Consider the following 21,418-nt stretch of genomic DNA (forward strand, 5'->3'; position numbering starts at 1 on the left):
AACCTACTTTCATGATTTAAAAGTGTGTTCATAATTTTGACGAAGAAAATAAGTGAGCATATCTCTTAATAGTTTTGGGCAAGAGGTGAATAATGAATAAGATTGTATTTGTTTGTCTGGGGAATATTTGTCGTAGCCCAATGGCAGAATTTGTGATGAAAGAGCTGGACCAAGAAAAGTCTTTGCATATCGAAAGTCGCGCGACATCTTCATGGGAGCATGGAAATTCAGTTCATCAAGGAACCCAAAAGATTTTAAGGAAATATGCTATTTCTTTTGACTCTTCCAAGGGCTCACAACAGATTAGTCAGGCCGATTTTGAGTTCTTTGATTTAGTTGTGGGAATGGATGAGTCAAATGTTGAGGATCTTCTACAGATATCTGCAGGGCGTTATGACGATAAAATCAAGCTTTTCAGACCTGGTGGAGTTCCGGACCCATGGTATACAGGTGACTTTGAAGAAACATATAAATTAGTAACTGCAGGTTGTCGAGACTGGTTACAGTGGATTAAGGATAGACAATGAATTTTAAACAACTAAAGGATTTTGATTTTAAAAATATTGATATTGACCGAAATCAATTTGAGCGTATTACAGTAGGGGTTATTATTTTATGCGCCCTGTCCTTGTTTTTGGTGACTATAAAAACGCAACATTCTATCAAGATTGATGGGACTAAGATTGCCTATAAAGGTCAGATGCAGAACCATCGTTTGAATGGTCAAGGAACTTTGACCTATGATAATGGTGATACCTATACGGGAGAATTTAAGAATGGTTCCTTTAATGGTCAAGGAACCTTCAAATCTCATGAGGGTTGGATTTATCAAGGAGAGTTCAAGTCTGGTCAAGCCGATGGTCAAGGAAAATTGACTACTGAAAATAAGGTTACCTACAAAGGAAAATTTAAACAGGGGATTTTTAAAGGATGAGAATTAACTGGTTTTCTTATATTCGTGTGACAGGACTTCTTTTGGTTCTGATCTATCATTTCTTCCCAAGTATTCTTCCTGGGGGCTTCATCGGTGTTGATGTCTTCTTTACCTTCTCAGGGTATTTGATTACAGCACTTTTGATTGATGAGGTATCTAGGACGCATCGCATTGATTACCTTGGTTTTATGCGACGACGCTTTTACCGGATAGTACCACCACTTGTGTTGATGGTTCTTATCTGTACCCCTTTGGCGCTCTTGGTTCGAAATGATTTTATTGCAGGTATTGGACGTCAAATCACCTCTGTTATCGGTTTTGTAACTAACTATTATGAGATTTTGACCGGGGGAAATTATGAGAACCAATTTAACCAGCATATTTACCTCCATACATGGAGTCTGGCTATTGAGGTTCACTATTATATTCTTTGGGGTGCCTTGCTTTGGTTCCTAGCTAAGCGTGTCAAACACCAAAATCAATTTAGAAGCCTAGTCTTTATGGTATCTCTTGCCTGCTTTATGGTGAGCTTCCTATCAATGTTTATTAGCGCTTTCTTTGTTGATAGTTTTTCTCGCTTATATTTCTCATCAATTACGCATGCCTATCCATTCTTCCTAGGTTCTCTCTTTGCGACACTTTCAGGTGTGTATGAAACGACCGCTAGGTTCAAGAAAAATATACGCCTTTGGACTCTGAAAAAGACAGTCCTTTATATGGTAGGAAGTTTTGCCTTGCTCGTATTGTTGGGCTTAGTTCTCCATTTTGAGGAACGCATTACCTATCTATTTGGTTTTGTTTTAGCTAGTTTGTTCACGGCTGTTATGATTTACTCTGCCCGTGTCCTTCATGAGAAATTGCCTGGAAAAACAGAGCCTGCTCTTATTAGTTATTTGGCAGAGATTAGCTATAGTGTCTATCTTTTTCACTGGCCACTATATATTATCTTTAGTCAATTGACCAATAATATTATTGCAGTCATTCTGACAACGATTCTGTCAATTGTTTTTGCAACACTTTCCTACTATATAATAGAGCCATTTATTGCAGGAAGAAAGGCAAGTCTCTTTGGAATAGATTTAGACTTGACGCCGTACCGACATATTGTGCTTTATGTTTTTAGTGGTCTTACTTTAATTACAGTGCTTATTTCTCTCTTTGCGCCAGCTGTAGGGAACTTCGAGAAAGATTTAGAAGCTAATGGTTTGTCACAAGCTCAGACTAAGATGAAATTAACGCGTACCAATGCGGAAAACAGTCAGGCTACTTCATTTGGTGTGAATAAGGGAGTGACAGTTTTAGGGGACTCCGTAGCTCTTAGATCAAAAGATCAGCTGGAATCAAGTATTGATAATGTCGCTATAGATGCAGTTGTCAGTCGTAACCTATCAACAATCAATGATTTGCTTAAAGATTACGCGGATAGTAATGCTCTTGCTAAGGATGTTGTCATTGCTGGTGGTGTTAATGAGATTGACGACTATAAAGGCGTTATTAATAAAATCATCAAGAATTTACCTAAGGGTCACCATATTATCTTTGTGACACCATATAATGGTAGTAAATCTGGTAATGAGGCCCAGTCTTTGATTCAGTTACGTAAGTATGAGTTAGAGATGGCTAAAAAATACGACTTTGTGACGGTTGCTGACTGGTATCAAGTGGCTAAAGAAAATATTTCTATCTGGAATGGTACAGATGGGGTTCACTTTGGATCTGATAGCGACTCTATTAACCGTGGTGCTAAACTCTATACTAAGACAATTAAAGAAGCTATAGAGAAAGCTGATAAGGCACCAGTTAAGGGTGGTAAGAAATAATCAAAAGAGAAGGCAAGTCTTGTCTTCTTTTTTATGGACAAATTTTGACTGCATTTTTTGTTTTGTGCTAAAATAAGCCTATGGCAAGAATATTAGATAATGATTTACTAGGAGATGAAGAGTATGTTGAGCGTACCCTTCGTCCTCAGTACTTTAAGGAATATATTGGTCAAGATAAGGTTAAGGACCAATTAAAGATTTTTATAGAGGCAGCTAAACTTCGTGATGAAGCATTAGATCACACTCTTTTGTTTGGTCCTCCAGGTTTAGGGAAAACGACCATGGCTTTTGTGATAGCTAATGAGATGGGCGTCAATTTAAAGCAGACGTCTGGGCCAGCAATTGAGAAGGCTGGAGATTTGGTTGCCATACTCAATGACTTGGAGCCAGGTGATATCTTATTTATTGATGAGATTCATCGAATGCCTATGGCAGTGGAAGAAGTACTTTATAGTGCTATGGAAGATTACTACATCGATATCATGATTGGTGCAGGTGAAACAAGTCGTAGTGTTCATCTAGAGTTACCACCGTTCACTTTAGTGGGTGCAACCACACGAGCAGGTATGTTGTCAAATCCATTGAGGGCTCGTTTTGGGATTAATGGTCATATGGAATATTATGAGTTACCAGATTTGAAGGAAATTATAGAACGCACTTCAGAAATCTTTGATATGACTATAACACCTGAGGCTGCCCTAGAGTTAGCACGTCGTAGTCGTGGAACGCCACGTATTGCTAACCGCCTACTTAAGCGTGTGAGAGACTATGCACAAATTATGGGTGATGGCATCATTGATGATAAGATTGCAGACAAGGCGTTGACTATGTTGGATGTGGACCATGAAGGACTAGATTATGTCGACCAAAAAATTCTCCGAACCATGATTGAGATGTATGGTGGGGGACCGGTTGGACTAGGGACCTTGTCAGTTAATATTGCTGAAGAGCGAGAAACGGTAGAAGATATGTATGAACCCTATCTAATTCAAAAAGGATTTATTATGCGAACACGAACAGGACGTGTTGCAACGGTTAAAGCCTATGAACACATGGGGTACGACTACACTAAAGAAAGTTGATAAAAAATCCATCGAAGGTGGATTTTTTTGTTTAGTCAAAAAGAAAATAAAGAAAAAAGAAAAAAACTTTAAAAATCCCTTGCAATGAGTGGGTTCTTTTGTTATTATATTATGGTGCTGTAAATACAGCGCTTAGCTATGATACAAGAGGTTGCGACACGCCTGGTTGCACTGCCACGCAATCCGTGTTGGTTTTCTTGAGGAGCTAGCCTATTATCTTAAATAGACGAAAGAGGAGAAAAAATGGCAAACAAAAAAATTCGTATCCGTTTGAAAGCTTACGAACACCGTACGCTTGATACAGCGGCTGAAAAAATCGTAGAAACTGCAACTCGCACAGGTGCGACAGTTGCTGGACCAGTTCCACTTCCAACTGAACGTAGTCTCTACACAATTATTCGTGCGACTCACAAATATAAAGATTCTCGCGAACAATTTGAAATGCGTACACATAAACGTCTTATCGACATCATCAACCCAACTCAAAAAACAGTTGACGCTTTGATGAAACTTGATCTTCCAAGTGGTGTGAACGTAGAAATCAAACTTTAATTTAAAGTTTGATTCAATGAGCATAAAAAACGCTCGTTAAAAACTTTTTTGAGCATAAAAAACGCTCATAAAAAACTTTTTGAAAAAACAATAAAGTAAAGGAAATATTTTCTCATGACAAAAGGAATCTTAGGGAAAAAAGTGGGAATGACTCAAATCTTCACTGAAGCAGGTGAATTTATCCCTGTTACTGTCATCGAAGCTACTCCAAACGTTGTGCTTCAAGTTAAAACTGTTGAAACAGACGGTTACGAAGCAGTTCAAGTTGGTTTTGACGACAAACGCGAAGTATTGAGCAACAAACCTGCCAAAGGCCACGTAGCGAAAGCTAACACAGCTCCTAAGCGCTTCATTCGTGAATTCAAAAACATTGAAGGCTTGGAAGTTGGATCAGAAATCACTGTTGACACATTCGAAGCTGGAGATGTTGTTGACGTAACTGGTACTTCAAAAGGTAAAGGTTTCCAAGGTGTTATCAAACGCCACGGTCAATCACGCGGACCTATGGCTCACGGTTCTCGTTATCACCGTCGTCCAGGTTCAATGGGACCTGTTGCGCCTAACCGTGTTTTCAAAAACAAACACTTGGCAGGACGTATGGGTGGCAACCGTGTGACAATTCAAAATCTTGAAGTTGTACAAGTTATCCCAGAGAAAAACGTTATCCTTATCAAAGGTAACGTACCAGGTGCTAAGAAATCTCTTATCACTATCAAATCAGCAGTTAAAGCTGCTAAATAATAAGAAAGGAGAAATCAGTTAAAAATGGCAAACGTAAAACTATTTGACCAAACTGGTAAAGAAGTTAGCACAGTTGAACTTAACGACGCTATCTTCGGTATCGAACCAAACGAATCAGTAGTATTTGATGTCGTAATCAGCCAACGTGCTAGCCTTCGCCAAGGTACTCACGCGGTTAAAAACCGTTCAGCAGTATCAGGTGGTGGACGTAAACCATGGCGTCAAAAAGGAACTGGACGTGCTCGTCAAGGTTCTATCCGCTCACCACAATGGCGTGGTGGTGGTGTTGTCTTCGGACCAACTCCACGTTCTTACGGATACAAACTTCCACAAAAAGTTCGTCGCCTTGCATTGAAATCTGTTTACTCAGCTAAAGTTGCAGAAGATAAATTTGTAGCAGTTGAAGCTCTTTCATTTGCAGCTCCAAAAACTGCTGAATTCGCAAACGTTCTTTCAGCTCTTAGCATCGATTCTAAAGTACTTGTTATCGTTGAAGAAGGAAACAAATTCGCTGAACTTTCAGCACGTAACCTTGCAAACGTAACTGTTGCAACTCCTGCAACTGCAAGCGTACTTGACATCGTAAACGCAGATAAACTTCTTGTTACTAAAGAAGCTATCTCATCAATCGAGGAGGTTCTTGCATAATGAATTTGTATGACGTAATCAAAAAACCTGTTATCACTGAGAAATCTATGATTGCTCTTGAAGCAGGAAAATACACTTTCGAAGTTGATACACGTGCACACAAACTCTTGATCAAACAAGCAGTTGAAGCTGCATTTGAAGGTGTTAAAGTTGCTAGCGTGAACACTGTAACTGTTAAACCAAAACAAAAACGTGTTGGACGTTACACTGGTTTCACTTCAAAAACTAAAAAAGCTATCATCACTCTTACAGCTGATTCTAAAGCAATCGAGTTGTTTGCAGCTGAAGCTGAATAATCAAAGGAGAAATTAACGTGGGTATTAAAGTTTATAAACCAACGACAAATGGCCGTCGTAACATGACTTCTTTGGATTTCGCAGAAATCACTACAAGCACTCCTGAAAAATCATTGCTTGTTTCTCTTAAGAACAAAGCTGGTCGTAACAACAACGGTCGTATCACTGTACGTCACCAAGGTGGCGGACACAAACGTCACTACCGTTTGATTGACTTCAAACGTAACAAAGATGGCGTTGAAGCAGTTGTTAAAACAATTGAGTATGATCCAAACCGTACTGCAAACATCGCTCTTGTACACTACACTGACGGGGTTAAAGCTTACATCATCGCACCTAAAGGTCTTGAAGTAGGTCAACGTATCGTTTCAGGTCCAGATGCGGATATCAAGATTGGTAACGCTCTTCCACTTGCAAACATCCCAGTTGGTACAGTTATCCACAACATCGAGCTTCAACCAGGTAAAGGTGCTGAACTTATCCGTGCCGCTGGTGCTTCTGCTCAAGTTTTGGGTCAAGAAGGTAAATACGTACTTGTTCGTCTTCAATCAGGTGAAGTTCGTATGGTTCTTGGTACATGTCGTGCAACTATCGGTACTGTAGGTAACGAACAACAATCACTTATCAACCTTGGTAAAGCCGGCCGTAATCGCTGGAAAGGTATTCGCCCAACAGTTCGTGGTTCTGTAATGAACCCTAACGATCACCCACACGGTGGTGGTGAAGGTAAAGCACCAGTTGGACGTAAAGCGCCATCTACTCCATGGGGTAAACCTGCGCTTGGTCTTAAAACTCGTAACAAGAAAGCTAAATCTGACAAACTTATCGTTCGTCGTCGTAACGAAAAATAATTTAGTCGCTTAGCACATAACATCCGCCAACTCGGTAGCATTTCTTAGTGCAAGCCGCTGTGGTACATTCAATTTAAAGGAGAAAACTACAAAATGGGACGTAGTCTTAAAAAAGGACCTTTCGTCGATGAGCATTTGATGAAAAAAGTTGAAGCTCAAGCAAATGACGAAAAGAAAAAAGTAATTAAAACTTGGTCACGTCGTTCAACGATTTTCCCAAGTTTCATCGGATACACTATCGCAGTTTATGATGGACGTAAACACGTTCCTGTTTACATCCAAGAAGACATGGTAGGTCACAAACTTGGTGAATTTGCACCAACTCGTACTTACAAAGGTCACGCAGCTGACGATAAGAAAACACGTCGTTAATAGGAGGAGGACACAATGGCAGAAATTACTTCAGCTAAAGCAATGGCTCGTACAGTGCGTGTTTCACCTCGTAAAACACGTCTTGTTCTTGATCTTATCCGTGGTAAGAACGTTGCTGATGCAATCGCAATCTTGAAATTCACTCCAAACAAAGCAGCTCGCATTGTTGAGAAAACTCTTAACTCTGCTATCGCTAACGCAGAAAACAACTTTGGTTTGGAAAAAGCTAACTTGGTAGTATCTGAAACATTCGCAAACGAAGGACCAACAATGAAACGTTTCCGTCCACGTGCGAAAGGTTCAGCTTCACCAATCAACAAACGCACAACTCACGTAACAGTAGTTGTGTCAGAAAAATAAGGAGGTAAACTCGTGGGTCAAAAAGTACATCCAATTGGTATGCGTGTCGGGATCATCCGTGACTGGGATGCGAAATGGTATGCTGAAAAAGAATACGCAGATTACCTTCACGAAGATTTGGCAATCCGCAAATTCATTCAAAAAGAACTTGCAGACGCTTCAGTTTCAACTATTGAAATCGAACGTGCTGTAAACAAAGTTATTGTTTCACTTCACACTGCAAAACCAGGTATGGTTATCGGTAAAGGTGGATCAAACGTTGACGCTCTTCGCGCTCAACTTAACAAATTGACTGGAAAACAAGTACACATCAACATCGTTGAAATCAAGAAACCTGATTTGGACGCTCACCTTGTTGGTGAAACAATTGCTCGCCAACTTGAGCAACGTGTTGCTTTCCGTCGTGCACAAAAACAAGCTATCCAACGTGCAATGCGTGCTGGAGCTAAAGGAATCAAAACTCAAGTATCAGGTCGTTTGAACGGTGCAGATATCGCCCGTGCAGAAGGATACTCTGAAGGTACAGTTCCACTTCACACACTTCGTGCTGATATCGATTACGCTTGGGAAGAAGCTGACACAACTTACGGTAAACTTGGTGTTAAAGTTTGGATCTACCGTGGAGAAGTTCTTCCAGCTCGTAAAAACACTAAAGGAGGCAAATAACAAATGTTAGTACCTAAACGTGTTAAACACCGTCGTGAATTCCGTGGAAAAATGCGCGGTGAGGCTAAAGGTGGTAAAGAAGTATCATTCGGTGAATACGGTCTTCAAGCTACAACTAGCCACTGGATTACAAACCGTCAAATCGAGGCTGCTCGTATTGCCATGACTCGTTACATGAAACGTGGTGGTAAGGTTTGGATTAAGATCTTCCCACACAAATCATACACTGCTAAAGCTATCGGTGTACGTATGGGTTCTGGTAAAGGGGCACCTGAAGGTTGGGTAGCACCAGTTAAACGTGGTAAAGTAATGTTCGAAATCGCAGGTGTTTCTGAAGAAGTTGCACGTGAAGCGCTTCGTCTTGCTAGCCACAAATTGCCAGTTAAATGTAAATTCGTGAAACGTGAAGCAGAATAAGGAGAAGACATGAAACTTGAAGAAATCAAAAAGTTTGTTGCTGAGCTTCGTGGCTTGTCTCAAGAAGAGCTTGCTAAAAAAGAAAACGAACTTAAGAAAGAACTTTTCGACCTTCGTTTCCAAGCTGCAGCAGGTCAACTTGATCAAACTGCCCGTTTGAACGAAGTGAAAAAACAAATTGCACGTGTTAAAACTGTGCAATCTGAAATCAAATAATAGATTGGGAAAGGAGCAATTCTAATAATGGAACGTAATCAACGTAAAACCCTTGTTGGACGCGTAGTATCTGACAAGATGGATAAAACAATCACAGTTGTAGTTGAAACTAAACGTAACCACCCAGTCTATGGTAAACGTATCAACTATTCTAAAAAATACAAAGCACATGATGAAAACAACGTTGCTAAAGAAGGCGATATCGTTCGTATCATGGAAACTCGCCCACTTTCAGCTACAAAACGCTTCCGTCTTGTAGAAGTTGTGGAAGAAGCTGTTATTATCTAATAAAACTAAAAGGAGACAATTGAAATGATTCAACAAGAAAGTCGCTTAAAAGTTGCTGATAATAGCGGTGCTCGTGAAATCTTGACTATCAAAGTTCTTGGTGGTTCAGGACGTAAATTCGCTAACATCGGCGACGTTATCGTTGCAACTGTTAAACAAGCTACACCAGGTGGAGCTGTTAAAAAAGGTGATGTTGTTAAAGCTGTTATCGTTCGTACAAAAACTGGTGCTCGCCGTCCAGACGGTTCATACATCAAGTTTGATGACAACGCTGCAGTAATCATCCGCGATGACAAAACTCCTCGTGGAACTCGTATCTTTGGCCCTGTTGCACGTGAATTGCGTGAAGGTGGATACATGCGTATCGTATCTTTGGCGCCAGAAGTACTTTAATCTGAATTAACACAAACTTAGTCCCCTGAAATGTTCAGGGTGCCCATTAGGGCGTAAGAAATAATAGGAGAAATACTCAAATGTTTGTAAAAAAAGGCGATAAAGTTCGCGTTATTGCTGGCAAAGACAAAGGAACTGAAGCAGTAGTTCTTAAAGCTCTTCCAAAAGTAAACAAAGTTGTTGTTGAAGGTGTTGCAATCATCAAAAAACACCAAAAACCATCAGCTGAAAACCCTCAAGGTGCTATCGTGGAAAAAGAAGCACCAATCCACGCTTCAAACGTTCAAGTTCTTGACAAGAACGGTGTAGCTGGACGTGTAGGTTACAAAGTTGTTGACGGCAAAAAAGTTCGTTACAACAAAAAATCAGGCGAAGTGCTTGACTAATCACGAAGGAAAGGAGAAAGTATTAAATGGCTAACCGTCTTAAAGAAAAATACACTAACGAAGTAATTCCAGCTTTGACTGAAAAATTCAATTATTCTTCAGTTATGGCTGTGCCAAAAGTTGATAAAATCGTTATCAACATGGGTGTTGGTGAAGCTGTAAACAACGCTAAAACTCTTGAAAAAGCTGCTGCTGAGTTGGCACTTATTTCAGGTCAAAAACCATTGATTACTAAAGCTAAGAAATCAATCGCTGGCTTCCGTCTTCGTGAAGGTGTAGCGATCGGTGCTAAAGTTACCCTTCGTGGTGAACGCATGTACGAATTCTTGGATAAATTGGTATCAGTATCACTTCCACGTGTTCGTGACTTCCATGGTGTTCCAACTAAATCATTTGATGGACGTGGTAACTACACACTTGGTGTTAAAGAACAACTTATCTTCCCAGAAATCAACTTCGACGATGTTGATAAAGTACGTGGTATGGATATCGTTATCGTAACTACTGCTAACACTGACGAAGAAGGTCGTGAATTGCTTAAAGGCCTTGGAATGCCTTTTGCAAAATAATCTAGGAGGTAAATAAATTGGCTAAAAAATCAATGATTGCTAAGAACAAACGCCCTGCGAAGTTCTCTACGCAAGCTTACACTCGTTGCGAACGTTGTGGACGTCCACACTCAGTTTATCGCAAATTTAAACTTTGCCGTGTTTGCTTCCGTGAATTGGCTTACAAAGGTCAAATTCCAGGTGTTACCAAAGCTTCTTGGTAAAAACATGGTACATTTAAGTTAGTTTTACCTAATTTGAATGTATTTAACACAATCTGAGCCTAGCTCAATCATTAACTAGCAAGTGAATTATTCAAACTACTAGTAAGAGGAGAAAATATAAAATGGTTATGACTGACCCAATTGCAGATTTCTTGACACGTATTCGTAACGCTAACCAAGCTAAACACGAAGTCCTTGAAGTACCTGCATCAAACATTAAAAAAGGTATCGCTGAAATCCTTAAACGTGAAGGTTTCGTAAAAAATGTTGAAGTTATCGAAGATGACAAACAAGGTATCATCCGCGTATTCTTGAAATACGGACAAAACGGTGAACGTGTTATCACTAACTTGAAACGTATTTCTAAACCAGGTCTTCGTGTTTACTCTAAACGTGAAGATGTTCCTAAAGTTCTTAACGGACTTGGAATCGCGATCATCTCTACTTCAGAAGGTCTTTTGACTGATAAAGAAGCTCGTCAAAAGAACGTTGGTGGAGAAGTTATCGCTTACGTTTGGTAAGAAGCTGATACTAAGCACTTATCTCAAATGATTTGTGCGAGTTTCGTTGATTATATTCTATGGAACTCATCCCCGTGAAAACTAGTCACTTTGTGGCTTGATAATCTAACAGGAGAATTAAATACTATGTCACGTATTGGTAATAAAGTTATTACTTTGCCTGCTGGTGTTGAAGTAACAAACAACGATAACGTTGTTACTGTTAAAGGACCTAAAGGCGAACTCACTCGTGAGTTTAACAAAAACATTGAAATCAAAGTTGAAGGCAATGAAGTTACACTTCACCGTCCAAACGACTCAAAAGAAAACAAAACAATCCACGGTACTTCTCGTGCAAACTTGAACAACATGGTTGTTGGTGTTTCTGAAGGTTTCAAAAAAGAACTTGAAATGCGCGGTGTCGGATATCGTGCGCAACTCCAAGGGACAAAACTTGTTCTTTCAGTTGGTAAATCTCACCAAGACGAAGTTGAAGCTCCAGAAGGTATTACTTTTGAAGTACCATCTGCAACTTCAATCGTTGTAAGTGGTATTAACAAAGAAGTTGTTGGTCAAACAGCAGCTTACATCCGTAGCCTTCGTTCACCAGAACCTTACAAAGGTAAAGGTATCCGTTACGTTGGTGAATACGTACGTCGTAAAGAAGGTAAAACTGGTAAATAATAGGATTTTATCCTTATGGCAATTCTTTGTGGATTGTCTCTTTACCAAAAGCTCTCATGAGCTAGCATTATAATTAAGAGGTGAAAATTGTGATTTCGAAACCAGATAAAAACAAACTCCGCCAAAAACGCCACCGTCGCGTTCGCGGAAAACTCTCTGGAACTGCTGATCGCCCACGTTTGAACATTTTCCGTTCTAATACAGGCATCTACGCTCAAGTTATTGATGACGTAGCGGGTGTAACGCTCGCAAGTGCATCAACTCTTGATAAAGAAGTTTCTAAAGGAACTAAAACAGAACAAGCCGTTGTTGTCGGTAAACTTGTTGCTGAACGCGCAGTAGCTAAAGGTATTTCTGAAGTGGTGTTTGACCGCGGTGGATATCTCTATCACGGACGTGTTAAAGCTTTGGCTGACTCAGCTCGTGAAAACGGATTGAAATTCTAATAGGGAGGACACTTAATAATGGCATTTAAAGATAATGCAGTAGAACTTGAAGAACGCGTAGTTGCTATCAACCGTGTTACTAAAGTTGTAAAAGGTGGACGCAACATGCGTTTTGCTGCTCTTGTTGTTGTTGGTGACCGTAATGGTCGCGTAGGATTTGGTACTGGTAAATCTCAAGAGGTTCCAGAAGCTATCCGTAAAGCAGTTGAAGCAGCTAAGAAAAACCTTATCGAAGTTCCTATGGTTGGTACAACTATTCCTCACGAAGTTCGTTCAGAATTTGGTGGAGCGAAAGTATTGTTGAAACCAGCTGTTGAAGGGGCTGGGGTTGCCGCTGGTGGTGCAGTTCGTGCCGTCATCGAATTGGCTGGTGTTGCTGATGTAACATCTAAATCACTCGGTTCAAACACTCCAATCAACATCGTTCGTGCGACTGTTGAAGGATTGAAACAACTTAAACGTGCTGAAGAAGTTGCGGCTCTTCGTGGCATCTCAGTATCTGACTTGGCATAAGAAAGGAGATAACAATGGCTCAAATTAAAATTACTTTGACTAAGTCTCCAATCGGACGCAAACCAGAACAACGTAAAACAGTTGTTGCTCTTGGACTTGGTAAATTGAATAGCTCAGTTGTTAAAGAAGACAACGCTGCTATCCGTGGTATGGTCAACGCAGTATCTCACTTGGTAACTGTAGAAGACGTTAAATAAAAATTGATTTAAGTCGTGAGGGTTACCTTGCGACTTAAACTGAATTTCATGTATAGGCGAGTTTCTAATCAAGCTACCTTACTTGGTTAGAGGCGCTAGCATTTTACAAAAAGAGGAGAAAATAATAATGAAACTTCATGAATTGAAACCTGCTGAAGGTTCTCGTAAAGTCCGTAACCGTGTAGGTCGTGGTACTTCATCTGGTAACGGTAAAACTTCAGGCCGTGGTCAAAAAGGTCAAAAAGCTCGTAGCGGTGGTGGCGTACGTCCAGGATTTGAAGGTGGACAAACTCCATTGTTCCGTCGTCTTCCAAAACGTGGATTCACTAACATCAACGCTAAAGAATACGCACTTGTAAACCTTGATCAATTGAACGTTTTTGAAGATGGTACAGAAGTAACTCCAGCAGTTCTTAAAGAAGCTGGAATCGTTCGTGCTGAAAAATCAGGCGTTAAAGTTCTTGGTAACGGCGAATTGACTAAGAAATTGACTGTTAAAGCAGCTAAATTCTCAAAATCTGCTGAAGCAGCTATCACTGCTAAAGGTGGTTCAATCGAAGTCATCTAATGAGGGGTAACTCATTATGTTCTTTAAACTATTAAAAGATGCGTTGAAAGTCAAAAACGTTCGTAATAAGATTTTATTTACAATCTTCATTATTTTCGTTTTTCGTGTAGGAACTCATGTAACAGTTCCTGGTATCAATGCGGAAAGTTTGAAACAATTAAGTGATTTACCTTTCTTGAACATGCTTAACTTGGTGTCTGGTAATGCTATGAATAACTTCTCAATCTTTTCGATGGGGGTTAGTCCTTATATTACGGCATCAATCATTGTCCAACTTTTGCAGATGGATATCTATCCAAAATTTGTGGAGTGGGGCAAACAAGGTGAAGTTGGTCGTCGTAAATTAAATCAGGCGACTCGTTATATTACTCTTGTTTTAGCATTTGGTCAATCGATTGGTATCACAGGTACTTTCAATACACTCTCATCAATTTCTTTGGTTAAGACACCTAATGTTTCAACCTATTTATTGATTGGGACAATTTTAACTGCTGGTAGCATAATTGTGACATGGCTTGGTGAACAAATCACAGATAAAGGTTTTGGTAATGGTGTGTCAATGATTATCTTTTCAGGGATCATTGCTTCTATTCCAAAAATGTTCTCAACAATTTACGAGGATTTCTTTGTCAACGTTCGTTCAGGAGAATTGACTCGTTCATATATCATAGTTGCTTTGTTAATTGTGGTAGGTTTGGCGATTGTCTTCTTTACGACATTTGTTCAACAGGCAGAATATCAAATTCCAATTCAATATACTAAATTGGTTCAAGGGGCTCCAACGAGTTCTTACCTTCCATTGAAAGTAAATCCAGCTGGTGTTATTCCCGTTATCTTTGCTAGCTCGATTACAACAATTCCTAGTACTATTCTTCCATTCTTCTCGAAGGTTACATGGTTATCACACTTACAAGGACTACTCTCGTATAATACACCTAGTGGAATGATTACTTATGCGATATTGATTATCTTATTCTCATTCTTCTACACATTTGTCCAAGTAAATCCTGAAAAAACTGCTGAAAATCTTCAAAAGAATGGGTCTTACATTCCTAGTGTTCGTCCAGGTCGTGAGACTGAAAAGTACATGTCTTCATTGCTTAAGAGATTGGCAACAATCGGGGCTGTATTTCTCGCGTTTATTTCATTGGCTCCAATTGCGGCTCAACAGTTTATGCACCTTACAAGCTCAATCGCGCTTGGTGGTACATCTCTCTTGATCTTGATTTCAACTGGTATCGAAGGTATGAAACAACTCGAAGGTTACCTATTGAAACGTCAGTACGTTGGATTTATGAATCTTGAAGACTAAGTCTTCTCATGAACAATTGAGAGGGAAAGAAAGGTTACTTTCTGTCCCTTCTCTTTTGTTTTTTGATAACTCTACCAATGTGTTAAAACCTTGATAGAGTTATTTGAAAACAAAAATAAGGAGTTCGTAAGATGAATCTTTTAATTATGGGTCTACCAGGTGCTGGTAAAGGGACTCAAGCTGCAAAAATTGTTGAAGAATTTGGTGTAGCTCACATCTCAACTGGTGATATGTTCCGTGCTGCTATGGCTAACCAAACTGAAATGGGTGTTTTGGCCAAATCATTCATCGATAAAGGTGAATTGGTACCAGATGAAGTAACAAACGGAATCGTTAAAGAGCGTTTGGCTCAAGACGACATTAAGGAAAAAGGATTCCTTTTGGATGGTTTTCCTCGCACAATCGAACAAGCTCATTCCTTGGATCAAATCTTGGTTGATCTTGGTTTGGAGCTTGATGGAGTAATCAATATCGAAGTGGATCCATCTTGCCTTCTTGAACGCTTGAGTGGTCGTATTATTCACCGCGAAACAGGTGAAACTTACCATAAAGTATTCAACCCACCAGCTGACTACAAGGAAGAAGACTATTACCAACGTGAAGATGACAAACCAGAAACAGTGAAACGCCGCTTGGATGTGAATATTGCTCAAGGTGAGCCAATTATTGCACATTACCGTGAGCTTGGTCTTGTATCTGATATTCAAGGTAACCAAGATATCGACGATGTATTCGCTGATGTTAAAAAAGCGATTGCAGCAATTAAATAATTATATAATCTTACTTGCGTATCAGACTTAAGCATGTTATAATACTTTAGTCTGACTTATAATTGTTACCTCTGTGCTCAGAGGAAATCAAATCGAAATTTTAGGGGGTACTTTTGCGTGGCAAAAGAAGACGTGATTGAAATTGAAGGTAAAGTTGTAGAAACTATGCCTAATGCTATGTTTACTGTTGAATTGGAAAATGGACACCAAATTTTGGCGACAGTTTCTGGTAAAATCCGTAAAAACTACATTCGTATTTTGGTCGGTGACCGTGTGACTGTTGAAATGAGTCCTTATGATTTGACACGTGGACGCATCACATACCGCTTTAAATAATCGAAATAATTGGAGGGATTGAAACATGAAGGTAAGACCATCGGTTAAACCAATTTGCGAATACTGTAAAGTTATTCGTCGTAACGGTCGTGTTATGGTAATTTGTCCAACAAATCCAAAACACAAACAACGTCAAGGATAATATAGAAAGGAGAAATCATGGCTCGTATTGCTGGAGTTGACATTCCAAACGATAAACGTGTAGTAATTTCACTTACTTACGTATACGGTATCGGACTTGCAACATCTAAGAAAATCTTGGCTGCTGCAGGCGTTTCTGAAGACATCCGCGTTAAAGATTTGACAAATGATCAAGAAGACGCTATCCGTCGCGAAGTGGATGCAATCAAAGTTGAAGGTGACCTTCGTCGTGAAGTTAACCTTAACATCAAACGTTTGATGGAAATCGGTTCATACCGTGGTATCCGTCACCGTCGTGGACTTCCTGTCCGTGGACAAAACACTAAAAATAATGCCCGCACTCGTAAAGGTAAAGCTGTTGCGATTGCAGGTAAGAAAAAATAATTAAAATAAAATAGGAGGTAAAAACATTGGCTAAACCAACACGTAAACGTCGTGTGAAAAAGAATATCGAATCTGGTATTGCTCACATTCACGCTACTTTCAATAACACTATTGTTATGATTACAGATGTGCATGGTAACGCTGTAGCATGGTCATCAGCTGGTGCTCTTGGTTTCAAAGGTTCTCGTAAATCTACACCATTTGCTGCACAAATGGCTTCAGAAGCTGCTGCTAAATCTGCACAAGAACATGGTCTTAAAACAGTTGAAGTAACTGTTAAAGGTCCTGGTTCAGGTCGTGAGTCTGCTATCCGTGCTCTTGCTGCTGCAGGTCTTGAAGTAACAGCAATCCGTGATGTAACACCTGTACCACATAATGGTTGTCGTCCTCCAAAACGTCGTCGTGTGTAATCTTTAATAACAATAGTACACAAGGTTCGTTTCGAGGGAGTATAATAAATGATTGAGTTTGAAAAACCAATAATAACAAAAATTGATGAAAATAAAGATTACGGCAAATTTGTCATCGAACCACTAGAACGTGGTTATGGTACAACTTTGGGTAACTCTCTTCGTCGTGTACTTTTGTCATCACTTCCAGGTGCTGCCGTAACATCAATTAAGATTGATGGAGTACTCCACGAATTTGATACCGTACCAGGCGTCCGTGAAGACGTGATGCAAATCATCCTTAATATTAAAGGACTTGCTGTAAAATCTTACGTCGAAGACGAAAAGACAATTGAACTTGATGTCCAAGGTCCAGCTGAAGTTACTGCTGGAGACATCTTGACTGATAGTGACATTGAAATTGTTAACCCTGATCATTATCTTTTCACTATCGCTGACGGCGCTTCTTTGAAAGCGACTATGACAGTAGCTACAAACCGTGGTTATGTTCCAGCAGATGAAAACAAGAAAGACGATGCACCAGTGGGAACATTGGCTGTAGATTCAATCTACACACCAGTGAAAAAAGTCAATTATCAAGTTGAACCTGCCCGTGTAGGTAGCAATGATGGTTTTGATAAATTGACAATCGAAATCATGACAAACGGAACAATCATCCCTGAAGATGCCCTCGGTCTCTCGGCTCGCGTTTTGATTGAACACTTGAACTTGTTTACTGACCTTACTGATGTTGCTAAAGCTACTGATGTAATGAAAGAAACTGAAAAAGTGAACGATGAAAAGGTGCTTGACCGTACCATCGAAGAACTTGATTTGTCTGTACGCTCATATAACTGTTTGAAACGTGCCGGTATTAATACCGTTCATGATTTGACAGAAAAAACTGAGCCTGAAATGATGAAAGTCCGTAACCTAGGTCGTAAATCTCTTGAAGAAGTCAAAGTTAAGTTGGCTGATCTTGGACTTGGACTCAAAAACGATAAATAATAATATAGGAGGATAACATGGCTTACCGTAAACTTGGACGCACAAGCTCACAACGTAAAGCGGTTCTTCGTGATTTGACTACAGATCTTATCATTAACGAAGCAATCGTTACAACTGAAGCACGTGCTAAAGAAATCCGTAAAACAGTTGAAAAAATGATCACTCTTGGTAAACGTGGTGATTTGCACGCACGTCGTCAAGCAGCTGCATTTGTACGTAACGAAATTGCATCTGAAAGCTATGATGAAGCAACTGATAAATATACATCAACAACTGCTCTTCAAAAACTTTTCTCAGAAATCGCACCTCGTTATGCTGAACGTAACGGTGGATACACTCGTATCCTTAAAACAGAACCACGTCGTGGCGATGCTGCCCCAATGGCAATCATCGAACTTGTTTAATTTTTATCAATTTTGTTGAGTGTTATGATGATGGAATAGCTTAGCTTTTCTTAGTCTAGCTCTGGTCTACCGCTGGGCATACGCCTAGCGGGAACACTCATCATAAAAATGGGAATAAATAAGCATGTAACGCTTGTTTACGAAAGGTAATACGGTTATTTTTCGTAAGCAGGCGTTTTTTTGTCTATAAATCGTCTGAATATTTTGATATAATGGAATAAGCTTATTTTAAAAAGGGGGACATTATTTTGACAACAGCCAAGGAATTGCTTAAGCAAAGGTACTATGAGCCAATTAAGGAGCAACCCGAATTATTTGTGGGGATTGAGTTGGAATACCCAGTTGTTAATTTGAGTGGTAATGCTACAGATGTCTCTCTTACAAAACAGTTACTAGTCTATCTTTTGGATAATTTTGATTTTCAAGCTGATAAGTATGATTCTGATAATAATCCTATTCAGCTTATCGATAAAGCTTCTGGAGACATGATTCTTTTTGAAGTTTCGTACAATACGATCGAGTTTGCTTTTACGAAGGCTGAGAGAATTTCTGAGGTTGAGGAACGTCTGGATACTTACCTCAGTATAATCCAACCCTATCTTCAGAATCATAATCATGAGTTGCAAGGTTGGGGAGTGAATCCAAACTGGGCAAAAAATGACAACAGACCTGTTAAATCTCCTCGTTATGAAATGCTTATGGATTTTCTCGAGCTATCTAAAGCAAAGAACGATCCTTTCTTTCATGATTATCCTGAATATGCTTCTTTCATCTGTGGGAGTCAGGTACAATTAGATGTTTCAAAAACGTCCTATTTAAGGGTCTTAAATGCTTTTAACCAAATAGAGGGACCCAAGGCAGTATTATTGGCAAACTCTGAGTTTTGGGGTTCTGATTGGGATTTAGCGCTTTCCCGTGATGTTTTCTGGGAGAATTCCATGCATGGTGTGTTTGAGGAAAATGCAGGAGTATTTCCTAAGGTATTTAAGAATGAAGATGACTATTTTTCTTACTTGTCTGAGACAGCCATTTTTACTGCTAAGCGCGGTGACGAAACCTACTATTTTGAACCAATACGTGCTAAAGACTATCTAAGTACGCCATCTATCAAAGCACACTCTATTCGTGGCGAAGTAGTCACTATTGAACCAAGTGAGGAAGATTTTAAGACTCATCGTTCTTATCAATTCCAAGATTTAACGACACGAGGGACTATTGAGTTTCGTAGTGTATGTACCCAACCTTTCTCATCAACCTTTGCGCCAGCAGCCTTTCACCTTGGTCTTTTAGTCAATTTGGTAAATCTAGAAAATATTTTGAATGACTCACCTTTTTTTGAAGCATTTGACTATGATTACCCTAGAATTCGTCGTTTATTTTCGAAAAAAGATATTTCTGCTACAGACCTCAAAATGATATTACCTTTGACTGAATCGTTATTGTCTTGTGCTGAGGATGGCTTAAAATCGCGTGGTTTTGGAGAAGAAGTTTACTTAGCTCCCCTTAGAGAGAAATTAGATAGGCTGAATAAGAGTTTAGCGTAACCTTTGACAAGAGATATGATAGATAGTTTTTGCTAAAAAATTTAAAAAAAAGTCAAAAAAGTATTGACGTCAGCAAACAATAAATGGTATTATATAATAGTTGTTTCGAAAGAGACAAGAGAAAGCTACTAAAAAACTTTCAAAAAAGTATTGACACAAGTTGTCAATCTTGATATAATAACTAATGTTGTTAGCGGAAATGGCGGAATTGGCAGACGCGCAGGACTAAGGATCCTGTGACCGCTTTAGGTCGTGAGGGTTCAAGTCCCTCTTTCCGCAGAGTAACCAGTCACATGACTGGTTTTTTTGTATTAAAAAATCAAAACGCTTACAAATTGTAGAAAAGCTAGTTTTTTGAGTTCAATTGTGATAGAATAAACTTGTAAACGGGTTCAAACCCAAAAAAATATAGGAGGCCTTTATAATGGCAATCGTTTCAGCAGAAAAATTTGTCCAAGCAGCTCGTGATAATGGTTACGCAGTTGGTGGATTTAACACAAACAACCTTGAGTGGACTCAAGCTATCTTGCGTGCAGCAGAAGCTAAACAAGCTCCAGTACTTATCCAAACTTCTATGGGTGCAGCTAAGTACATGGGTGGTTACAAATTGTGTAAAGTCCTTATCGAAGAATTGGTTGAATCAATGGGTATCACTGTACCAGTTGCTATTCACCTTGACCACGGTCACTACAATGACGCTTTGGAATGTATCCGTGTAGGTTATACTTCAGTTATGTTTGACGGTTCACACCTTCCAGTTGAAGAAAACCTTGAAAAAGCAGCTAAAGTTGTTGAATTTGCACACGCTAACGGTGTATCAGTTGAAGCTGAAGTTGGTACAATCGGTGGTGAAGAAGATGGTATCATCGGTGATGGTGAATTGGCACCAATCGAAGATGCTAAAGCTATGGTTGCAACTGGTATCGACTTCCTTGCAGCAGGTATCGGTAACATCCACGGTCCTTACCCAGAAAACTGGAGCGGACTTCACCTTGACCACTTGCAAAAATTGACAGAAGCTGTTCCTAACTTCCCAATCGTATTGCACGGTGGATCAGGTATTCCTGATGATCAAATCCAAGAAGCTATCAAACTTGGTGTTGCTAAAGTTAACGTTAACACTGAATGTCAAATCGCATTTGCTAACGCAACACGTAAATTTGTTGCTGAATACGAAGCAAATGAAGCAGAATACGACAAGAAGAAACTCTTCGACCCACGTAAATTCTTGAAACCAGGTTTCGAAGCTATTACAGAAGCTGTTGAAGAACGTATCGACGTATTCGGTTCAGCAAACAAAGCTTAATTAGACTATATAAGCTTGAAATGAAAGGGTTTGTCCAATATGGACAAGCCTTTTTCTTATGTTTTGCCCCCATTTTTCCCCCGATTTCTAAATTTCAGTTCGTTTTGATTATAGATGTAGCG

Annotated in this window: 35 protein-coding genes and 1 tRNA gene; all 36 read left to right on the plus strand. The window is 39.6% G+C overall.

Features of this window, described 5'->3' with window-relative positions; genetic code table 11:
- Nucleotides 1-92: 92 nt before the first annotated feature.
- Complete coding sequence (locus LG375_RS07535; protein WP_049545228.1) at nucleotides 93-527, plus strand: low molecular weight protein-tyrosine-phosphatase; 435 nt, start codon at nucleotides 93-95, stop codon at nucleotides 525-527.
- Nucleotides 524-934 carry a membrane protein gene (locus LG375_RS07540; RefSeq protein WP_014635145.1) on the plus strand — a complete coding sequence of 137 codons (411 nt, stop codon included), beginning with the start codon at nucleotides 524-526 and terminating at the stop codon, nucleotides 932-934. The genes LG375_RS07535 and LG375_RS07540 overlap by 4 nt, the downstream gene beginning before the upstream one ends.
- Nucleotides 931-2,754 carry an acyltransferase family protein gene (locus LG375_RS07545; RefSeq protein WP_073689527.1) on the plus strand — a complete coding sequence of 608 codons (1,824 nt, stop codon included), beginning with the start codon at nucleotides 931-933 and terminating at the stop codon, nucleotides 2,752-2,754. The genes LG375_RS07540 and LG375_RS07545 overlap by 4 nt, the downstream gene beginning before the upstream one ends.
- Before the next feature lie 80 nt (nucleotides 2,755-2,834).
- Nucleotides 2,835-3,836, plus strand: a complete 1,002-nt coding sequence (gene ruvB / locus LG375_RS07550; RefSeq protein WP_002892095.1) for a Holliday junction branch migration DNA helicase RuvB — start codon at nucleotides 2,835-2,837, stop codon at nucleotides 3,834-3,836.
- 243 nt (nucleotides 3,837-4,079) lie between these two features.
- Complete coding sequence (rpsJ, locus tag LG375_RS07555) at nucleotides 4,080-4,388, plus strand: 30S ribosomal protein S10 (protein WP_002885653.1); 309 nt, start codon at nucleotides 4,080-4,082, stop codon at nucleotides 4,386-4,388.
- A gap of 114 nt (nucleotides 4,389-4,502) precedes the next feature.
- Nucleotides 4,503-5,129, plus strand: a complete 627-nt coding sequence (gene rplC, locus LG375_RS07560; protein WP_002885755.1) for a 50S ribosomal protein L3 — start codon at nucleotides 4,503-4,505, stop codon at nucleotides 5,127-5,129.
- A gap of 24 nt (nucleotides 5,130-5,153) precedes the next feature.
- Entirely contained in the window at nucleotides 5,154-5,777 is a 624-nt protein-coding gene (rplD, locus tag LG375_RS07565; protein ID WP_002885795.1) for a 50S ribosomal protein L4, read from the plus strand.
- Nucleotides 5,777-6,073: a 50S ribosomal protein L23 gene (locus LG375_RS07570; RefSeq protein ID WP_002887066.1), complete on the plus strand. Its 297-nt coding sequence runs from the start codon at nucleotides 5,777-5,779 to the stop codon at nucleotides 6,071-6,073. Before rplD ends, LG375_RS07570 begins: the two co-directional genes overlap by 1 nt.
- A gap of 17 nt (nucleotides 6,074-6,090) precedes the next feature.
- Nucleotides 6,091-6,924, plus strand: coding sequence for a 50S ribosomal protein L2 (rplB, locus tag LG375_RS07575; protein ID WP_002887065.1), 834 nt, complete (start codon nucleotides 6,091-6,093; stop codon nucleotides 6,922-6,924).
- A gap of 93 nt (nucleotides 6,925-7,017) precedes the next feature.
- A complete protein-coding gene (rpsS, locus tag LG375_RS07580; RefSeq protein WP_000533765.1) occupies nucleotides 7,018-7,296 on the plus strand; it encodes a 30S ribosomal protein S19 in 279 nt (92 codons plus the stop codon).
- 15 nt (nucleotides 7,297-7,311) lie between these two features.
- Complete coding sequence (rplV, locus tag LG375_RS07585; RefSeq protein WP_002887063.1) at nucleotides 7,312-7,656, plus strand: 50S ribosomal protein L22; 345 nt, start codon at nucleotides 7,312-7,314, stop codon at nucleotides 7,654-7,656.
- Nucleotides 7,657-7,668: 12 nt separating this feature from the next.
- Complete coding sequence (gene rpsC / locus LG375_RS07590) at nucleotides 7,669-8,322, plus strand: 30S ribosomal protein S3 (RefSeq protein WP_002885727.1); 654 nt, start codon at nucleotides 7,669-7,671, stop codon at nucleotides 8,320-8,322.
- Nucleotides 8,323-8,325: 3 nt separating this feature from the next.
- Nucleotides 8,326-8,739, plus strand: a complete 414-nt coding sequence (gene rplP, locus LG375_RS07595) for a 50S ribosomal protein L16 (RefSeq protein ID WP_000960950.1) — start codon at nucleotides 8,326-8,328, stop codon at nucleotides 8,737-8,739.
- A 9-nt stretch (nucleotides 8,740-8,748) separates the two neighbouring features.
- On the plus strand, nucleotides 8,749-8,955 hold the full coding sequence (rpmC, locus tag LG375_RS07600; protein WP_002885754.1) for a 50S ribosomal protein L29: 207 nt from the start codon (nucleotides 8,749-8,751) through the stop codon (nucleotides 8,953-8,955).
- A gap of 27 nt (nucleotides 8,956-8,982) precedes the next feature.
- On the plus strand, nucleotides 8,983-9,243 hold the full coding sequence (gene rpsQ / locus LG375_RS07605; protein ID WP_002885836.1) for a 30S ribosomal protein S17: 261 nt from the start codon (nucleotides 8,983-8,985) through the stop codon (nucleotides 9,241-9,243).
- Nucleotides 9,244-9,267: 24 nt separating this feature from the next.
- Nucleotides 9,268-9,636, plus strand: coding sequence for a 50S ribosomal protein L14 (gene rplN, locus LG375_RS07610; RefSeq protein ID WP_002885711.1), 369 nt, complete (start codon nucleotides 9,268-9,270; stop codon nucleotides 9,634-9,636).
- A gap of 80 nt (nucleotides 9,637-9,716) precedes the next feature.
- Nucleotides 9,717-10,022, plus strand: coding sequence for a 50S ribosomal protein L24 (rplX, locus tag LG375_RS07615; RefSeq protein WP_002885874.1), 306 nt, complete (start codon nucleotides 9,717-9,719; stop codon nucleotides 10,020-10,022).
- Nucleotides 10,023-10,048: 26 nt separating this feature from the next.
- Nucleotides 10,049-10,591, plus strand: a complete 543-nt coding sequence (gene rplE, locus LG375_RS07620) for a 50S ribosomal protein L5 (protein WP_002887058.1) — start codon at nucleotides 10,049-10,051, stop codon at nucleotides 10,589-10,591.
- Nucleotides 10,592-10,608: 17 nt separating this feature from the next.
- Nucleotides 10,609-10,794, plus strand: coding sequence for a type Z 30S ribosomal protein S14 (locus tag LG375_RS07625; RefSeq protein WP_001085699.1), 186 nt, complete (start codon nucleotides 10,609-10,611; stop codon nucleotides 10,792-10,794).
- Between the two features lie 122 nt (nucleotides 10,795-10,916).
- A complete protein-coding gene (gene rpsH / locus LG375_RS07630) occupies nucleotides 10,917-11,315 on the plus strand; it encodes a 30S ribosomal protein S8 (RefSeq protein WP_002885642.1) in 399 nt (132 codons plus the stop codon).
- A 126-nt stretch (nucleotides 11,316-11,441) separates the two neighbouring features.
- Complete coding sequence (gene rplF, locus LG375_RS07635) at nucleotides 11,442-11,978, plus strand: 50S ribosomal protein L6 (protein ID WP_002887056.1); 537 nt, start codon at nucleotides 11,442-11,444, stop codon at nucleotides 11,976-11,978.
- An 89-nt stretch (nucleotides 11,979-12,067) separates the two neighbouring features.
- Nucleotides 12,068-12,424: a 50S ribosomal protein L18 gene (gene rplR / locus LG375_RS07640; protein ID WP_002885810.1), complete on the plus strand. Its 357-nt coding sequence runs from the start codon at nucleotides 12,068-12,070 to the stop codon at nucleotides 12,422-12,424.
- An 18-nt stretch (nucleotides 12,425-12,442) separates the two neighbouring features.
- A complete protein-coding gene (gene rpsE, locus LG375_RS07645) occupies nucleotides 12,443-12,937 on the plus strand; it encodes a 30S ribosomal protein S5 (RefSeq protein WP_002885626.1) in 495 nt (164 codons plus the stop codon).
- A 14-nt stretch (nucleotides 12,938-12,951) separates the two neighbouring features.
- On the plus strand, nucleotides 12,952-13,134 hold the full coding sequence (gene rpmD, locus LG375_RS07650; RefSeq protein WP_002885773.1) for a 50S ribosomal protein L30: 183 nt from the start codon (nucleotides 12,952-12,954) through the stop codon (nucleotides 13,132-13,134).
- Nucleotides 13,135-13,261: 127 nt separating this feature from the next.
- Nucleotides 13,262-13,702: a 50S ribosomal protein L15 gene (gene rplO / locus LG375_RS07655; protein WP_002885849.1), complete on the plus strand. Its 441-nt coding sequence runs from the start codon at nucleotides 13,262-13,264 to the stop codon at nucleotides 13,700-13,702.
- 16 nt (nucleotides 13,703-13,718) lie between these two features.
- The gene (gene secY, locus LG375_RS07660; RefSeq protein WP_014635140.1) at nucleotides 13,719-15,014 is read left to right on the plus strand and encodes a preprotein translocase subunit SecY; all 1,296 of its coding nucleotides are present in this window, start codon (nucleotides 13,719-13,721) and stop codon (nucleotides 15,012-15,014) included.
- Nucleotides 15,015-15,145: 131 nt separating this feature from the next.
- Nucleotides 15,146-15,784, plus strand: a complete 639-nt coding sequence (locus tag LG375_RS07665) for an adenylate kinase (RefSeq protein WP_048790850.1) — start codon at nucleotides 15,146-15,148, stop codon at nucleotides 15,782-15,784.
- Nucleotides 15,785-15,901: 117 nt separating this feature from the next.
- Entirely contained in the window at nucleotides 15,902-16,120 is a 219-nt protein-coding gene (gene infA / locus LG375_RS07670) for a translation initiation factor IF-1 (RefSeq protein ID WP_001040189.1), read from the plus strand.
- Nucleotides 16,121-16,145: 25 nt separating this feature from the next.
- The gene (gene rpmJ, locus LG375_RS07675; RefSeq protein ID WP_000868345.1) at nucleotides 16,146-16,262 is read left to right on the plus strand and encodes a 50S ribosomal protein L36; all 117 of its coding nucleotides are present in this window, start codon (nucleotides 16,146-16,148) and stop codon (nucleotides 16,260-16,262) included.
- 17 nt (nucleotides 16,263-16,279) lie between these two features.
- Nucleotides 16,280-16,645 (plus strand): 30S ribosomal protein S13, encoded by a 366-nt coding sequence (gene rpsM, locus LG375_RS07680; RefSeq protein ID WP_002885820.1) that lies wholly within the window; start codon nucleotides 16,280-16,282, stop codon nucleotides 16,643-16,645.
- A gap of 26 nt (nucleotides 16,646-16,671) precedes the next feature.
- The gene (gene rpsK, locus LG375_RS07685; protein WP_002885718.1) at nucleotides 16,672-17,055 is read left to right on the plus strand and encodes a 30S ribosomal protein S11; all 384 of its coding nucleotides are present in this window, start codon (nucleotides 16,672-16,674) and stop codon (nucleotides 17,053-17,055) included.
- 48 nt (nucleotides 17,056-17,103) lie between these two features.
- Entirely contained in the window at nucleotides 17,104-18,042 is a 939-nt protein-coding gene (locus LG375_RS07690) for a DNA-directed RNA polymerase subunit alpha (RefSeq protein ID WP_002885793.1), read from the plus strand.
- Between the two features lie 17 nt (nucleotides 18,043-18,059).
- Nucleotides 18,060-18,446, plus strand: coding sequence for a 50S ribosomal protein L17 (gene rplQ / locus LG375_RS07695; RefSeq protein WP_002885709.1), 387 nt, complete (start codon nucleotides 18,060-18,062; stop codon nucleotides 18,444-18,446).
- A gap of 248 nt (nucleotides 18,447-18,694) precedes the next feature.
- Nucleotides 18,695-19,990 carry a gamma-glutamylcysteine synthetase gene (locus LG375_RS07700; RefSeq protein WP_225745576.1) on the plus strand — a complete coding sequence of 432 codons (1,296 nt, stop codon included), beginning with the start codon at nucleotides 18,695-18,697 and terminating at the stop codon, nucleotides 19,988-19,990.
- A 193-nt stretch (nucleotides 19,991-20,183) separates the two neighbouring features.
- Nucleotides 20,184-20,269 (plus strand) — tRNA-Leu (locus tag LG375_RS07705).
- A gap of 145 nt (nucleotides 20,270-20,414) precedes the next feature.
- Nucleotides 20,415-21,296, plus strand: coding sequence for a class II fructose-bisphosphate aldolase (locus tag LG375_RS07710; protein WP_002885816.1), 882 nt, complete (start codon nucleotides 20,415-20,417; stop codon nucleotides 21,294-21,296).
- The last annotated feature ends 122 nt before the right edge of the window (nucleotides 21,297-21,418 follow it).

The organism is Streptococcus sp. Marseille-Q3604, from assembly GCF_916619785.1.
In the GTDB taxonomy this organism is placed as follows: Bacteria; Bacillota; Bacilli; order Lactobacillales; family Streptococcaceae; genus Streptococcus.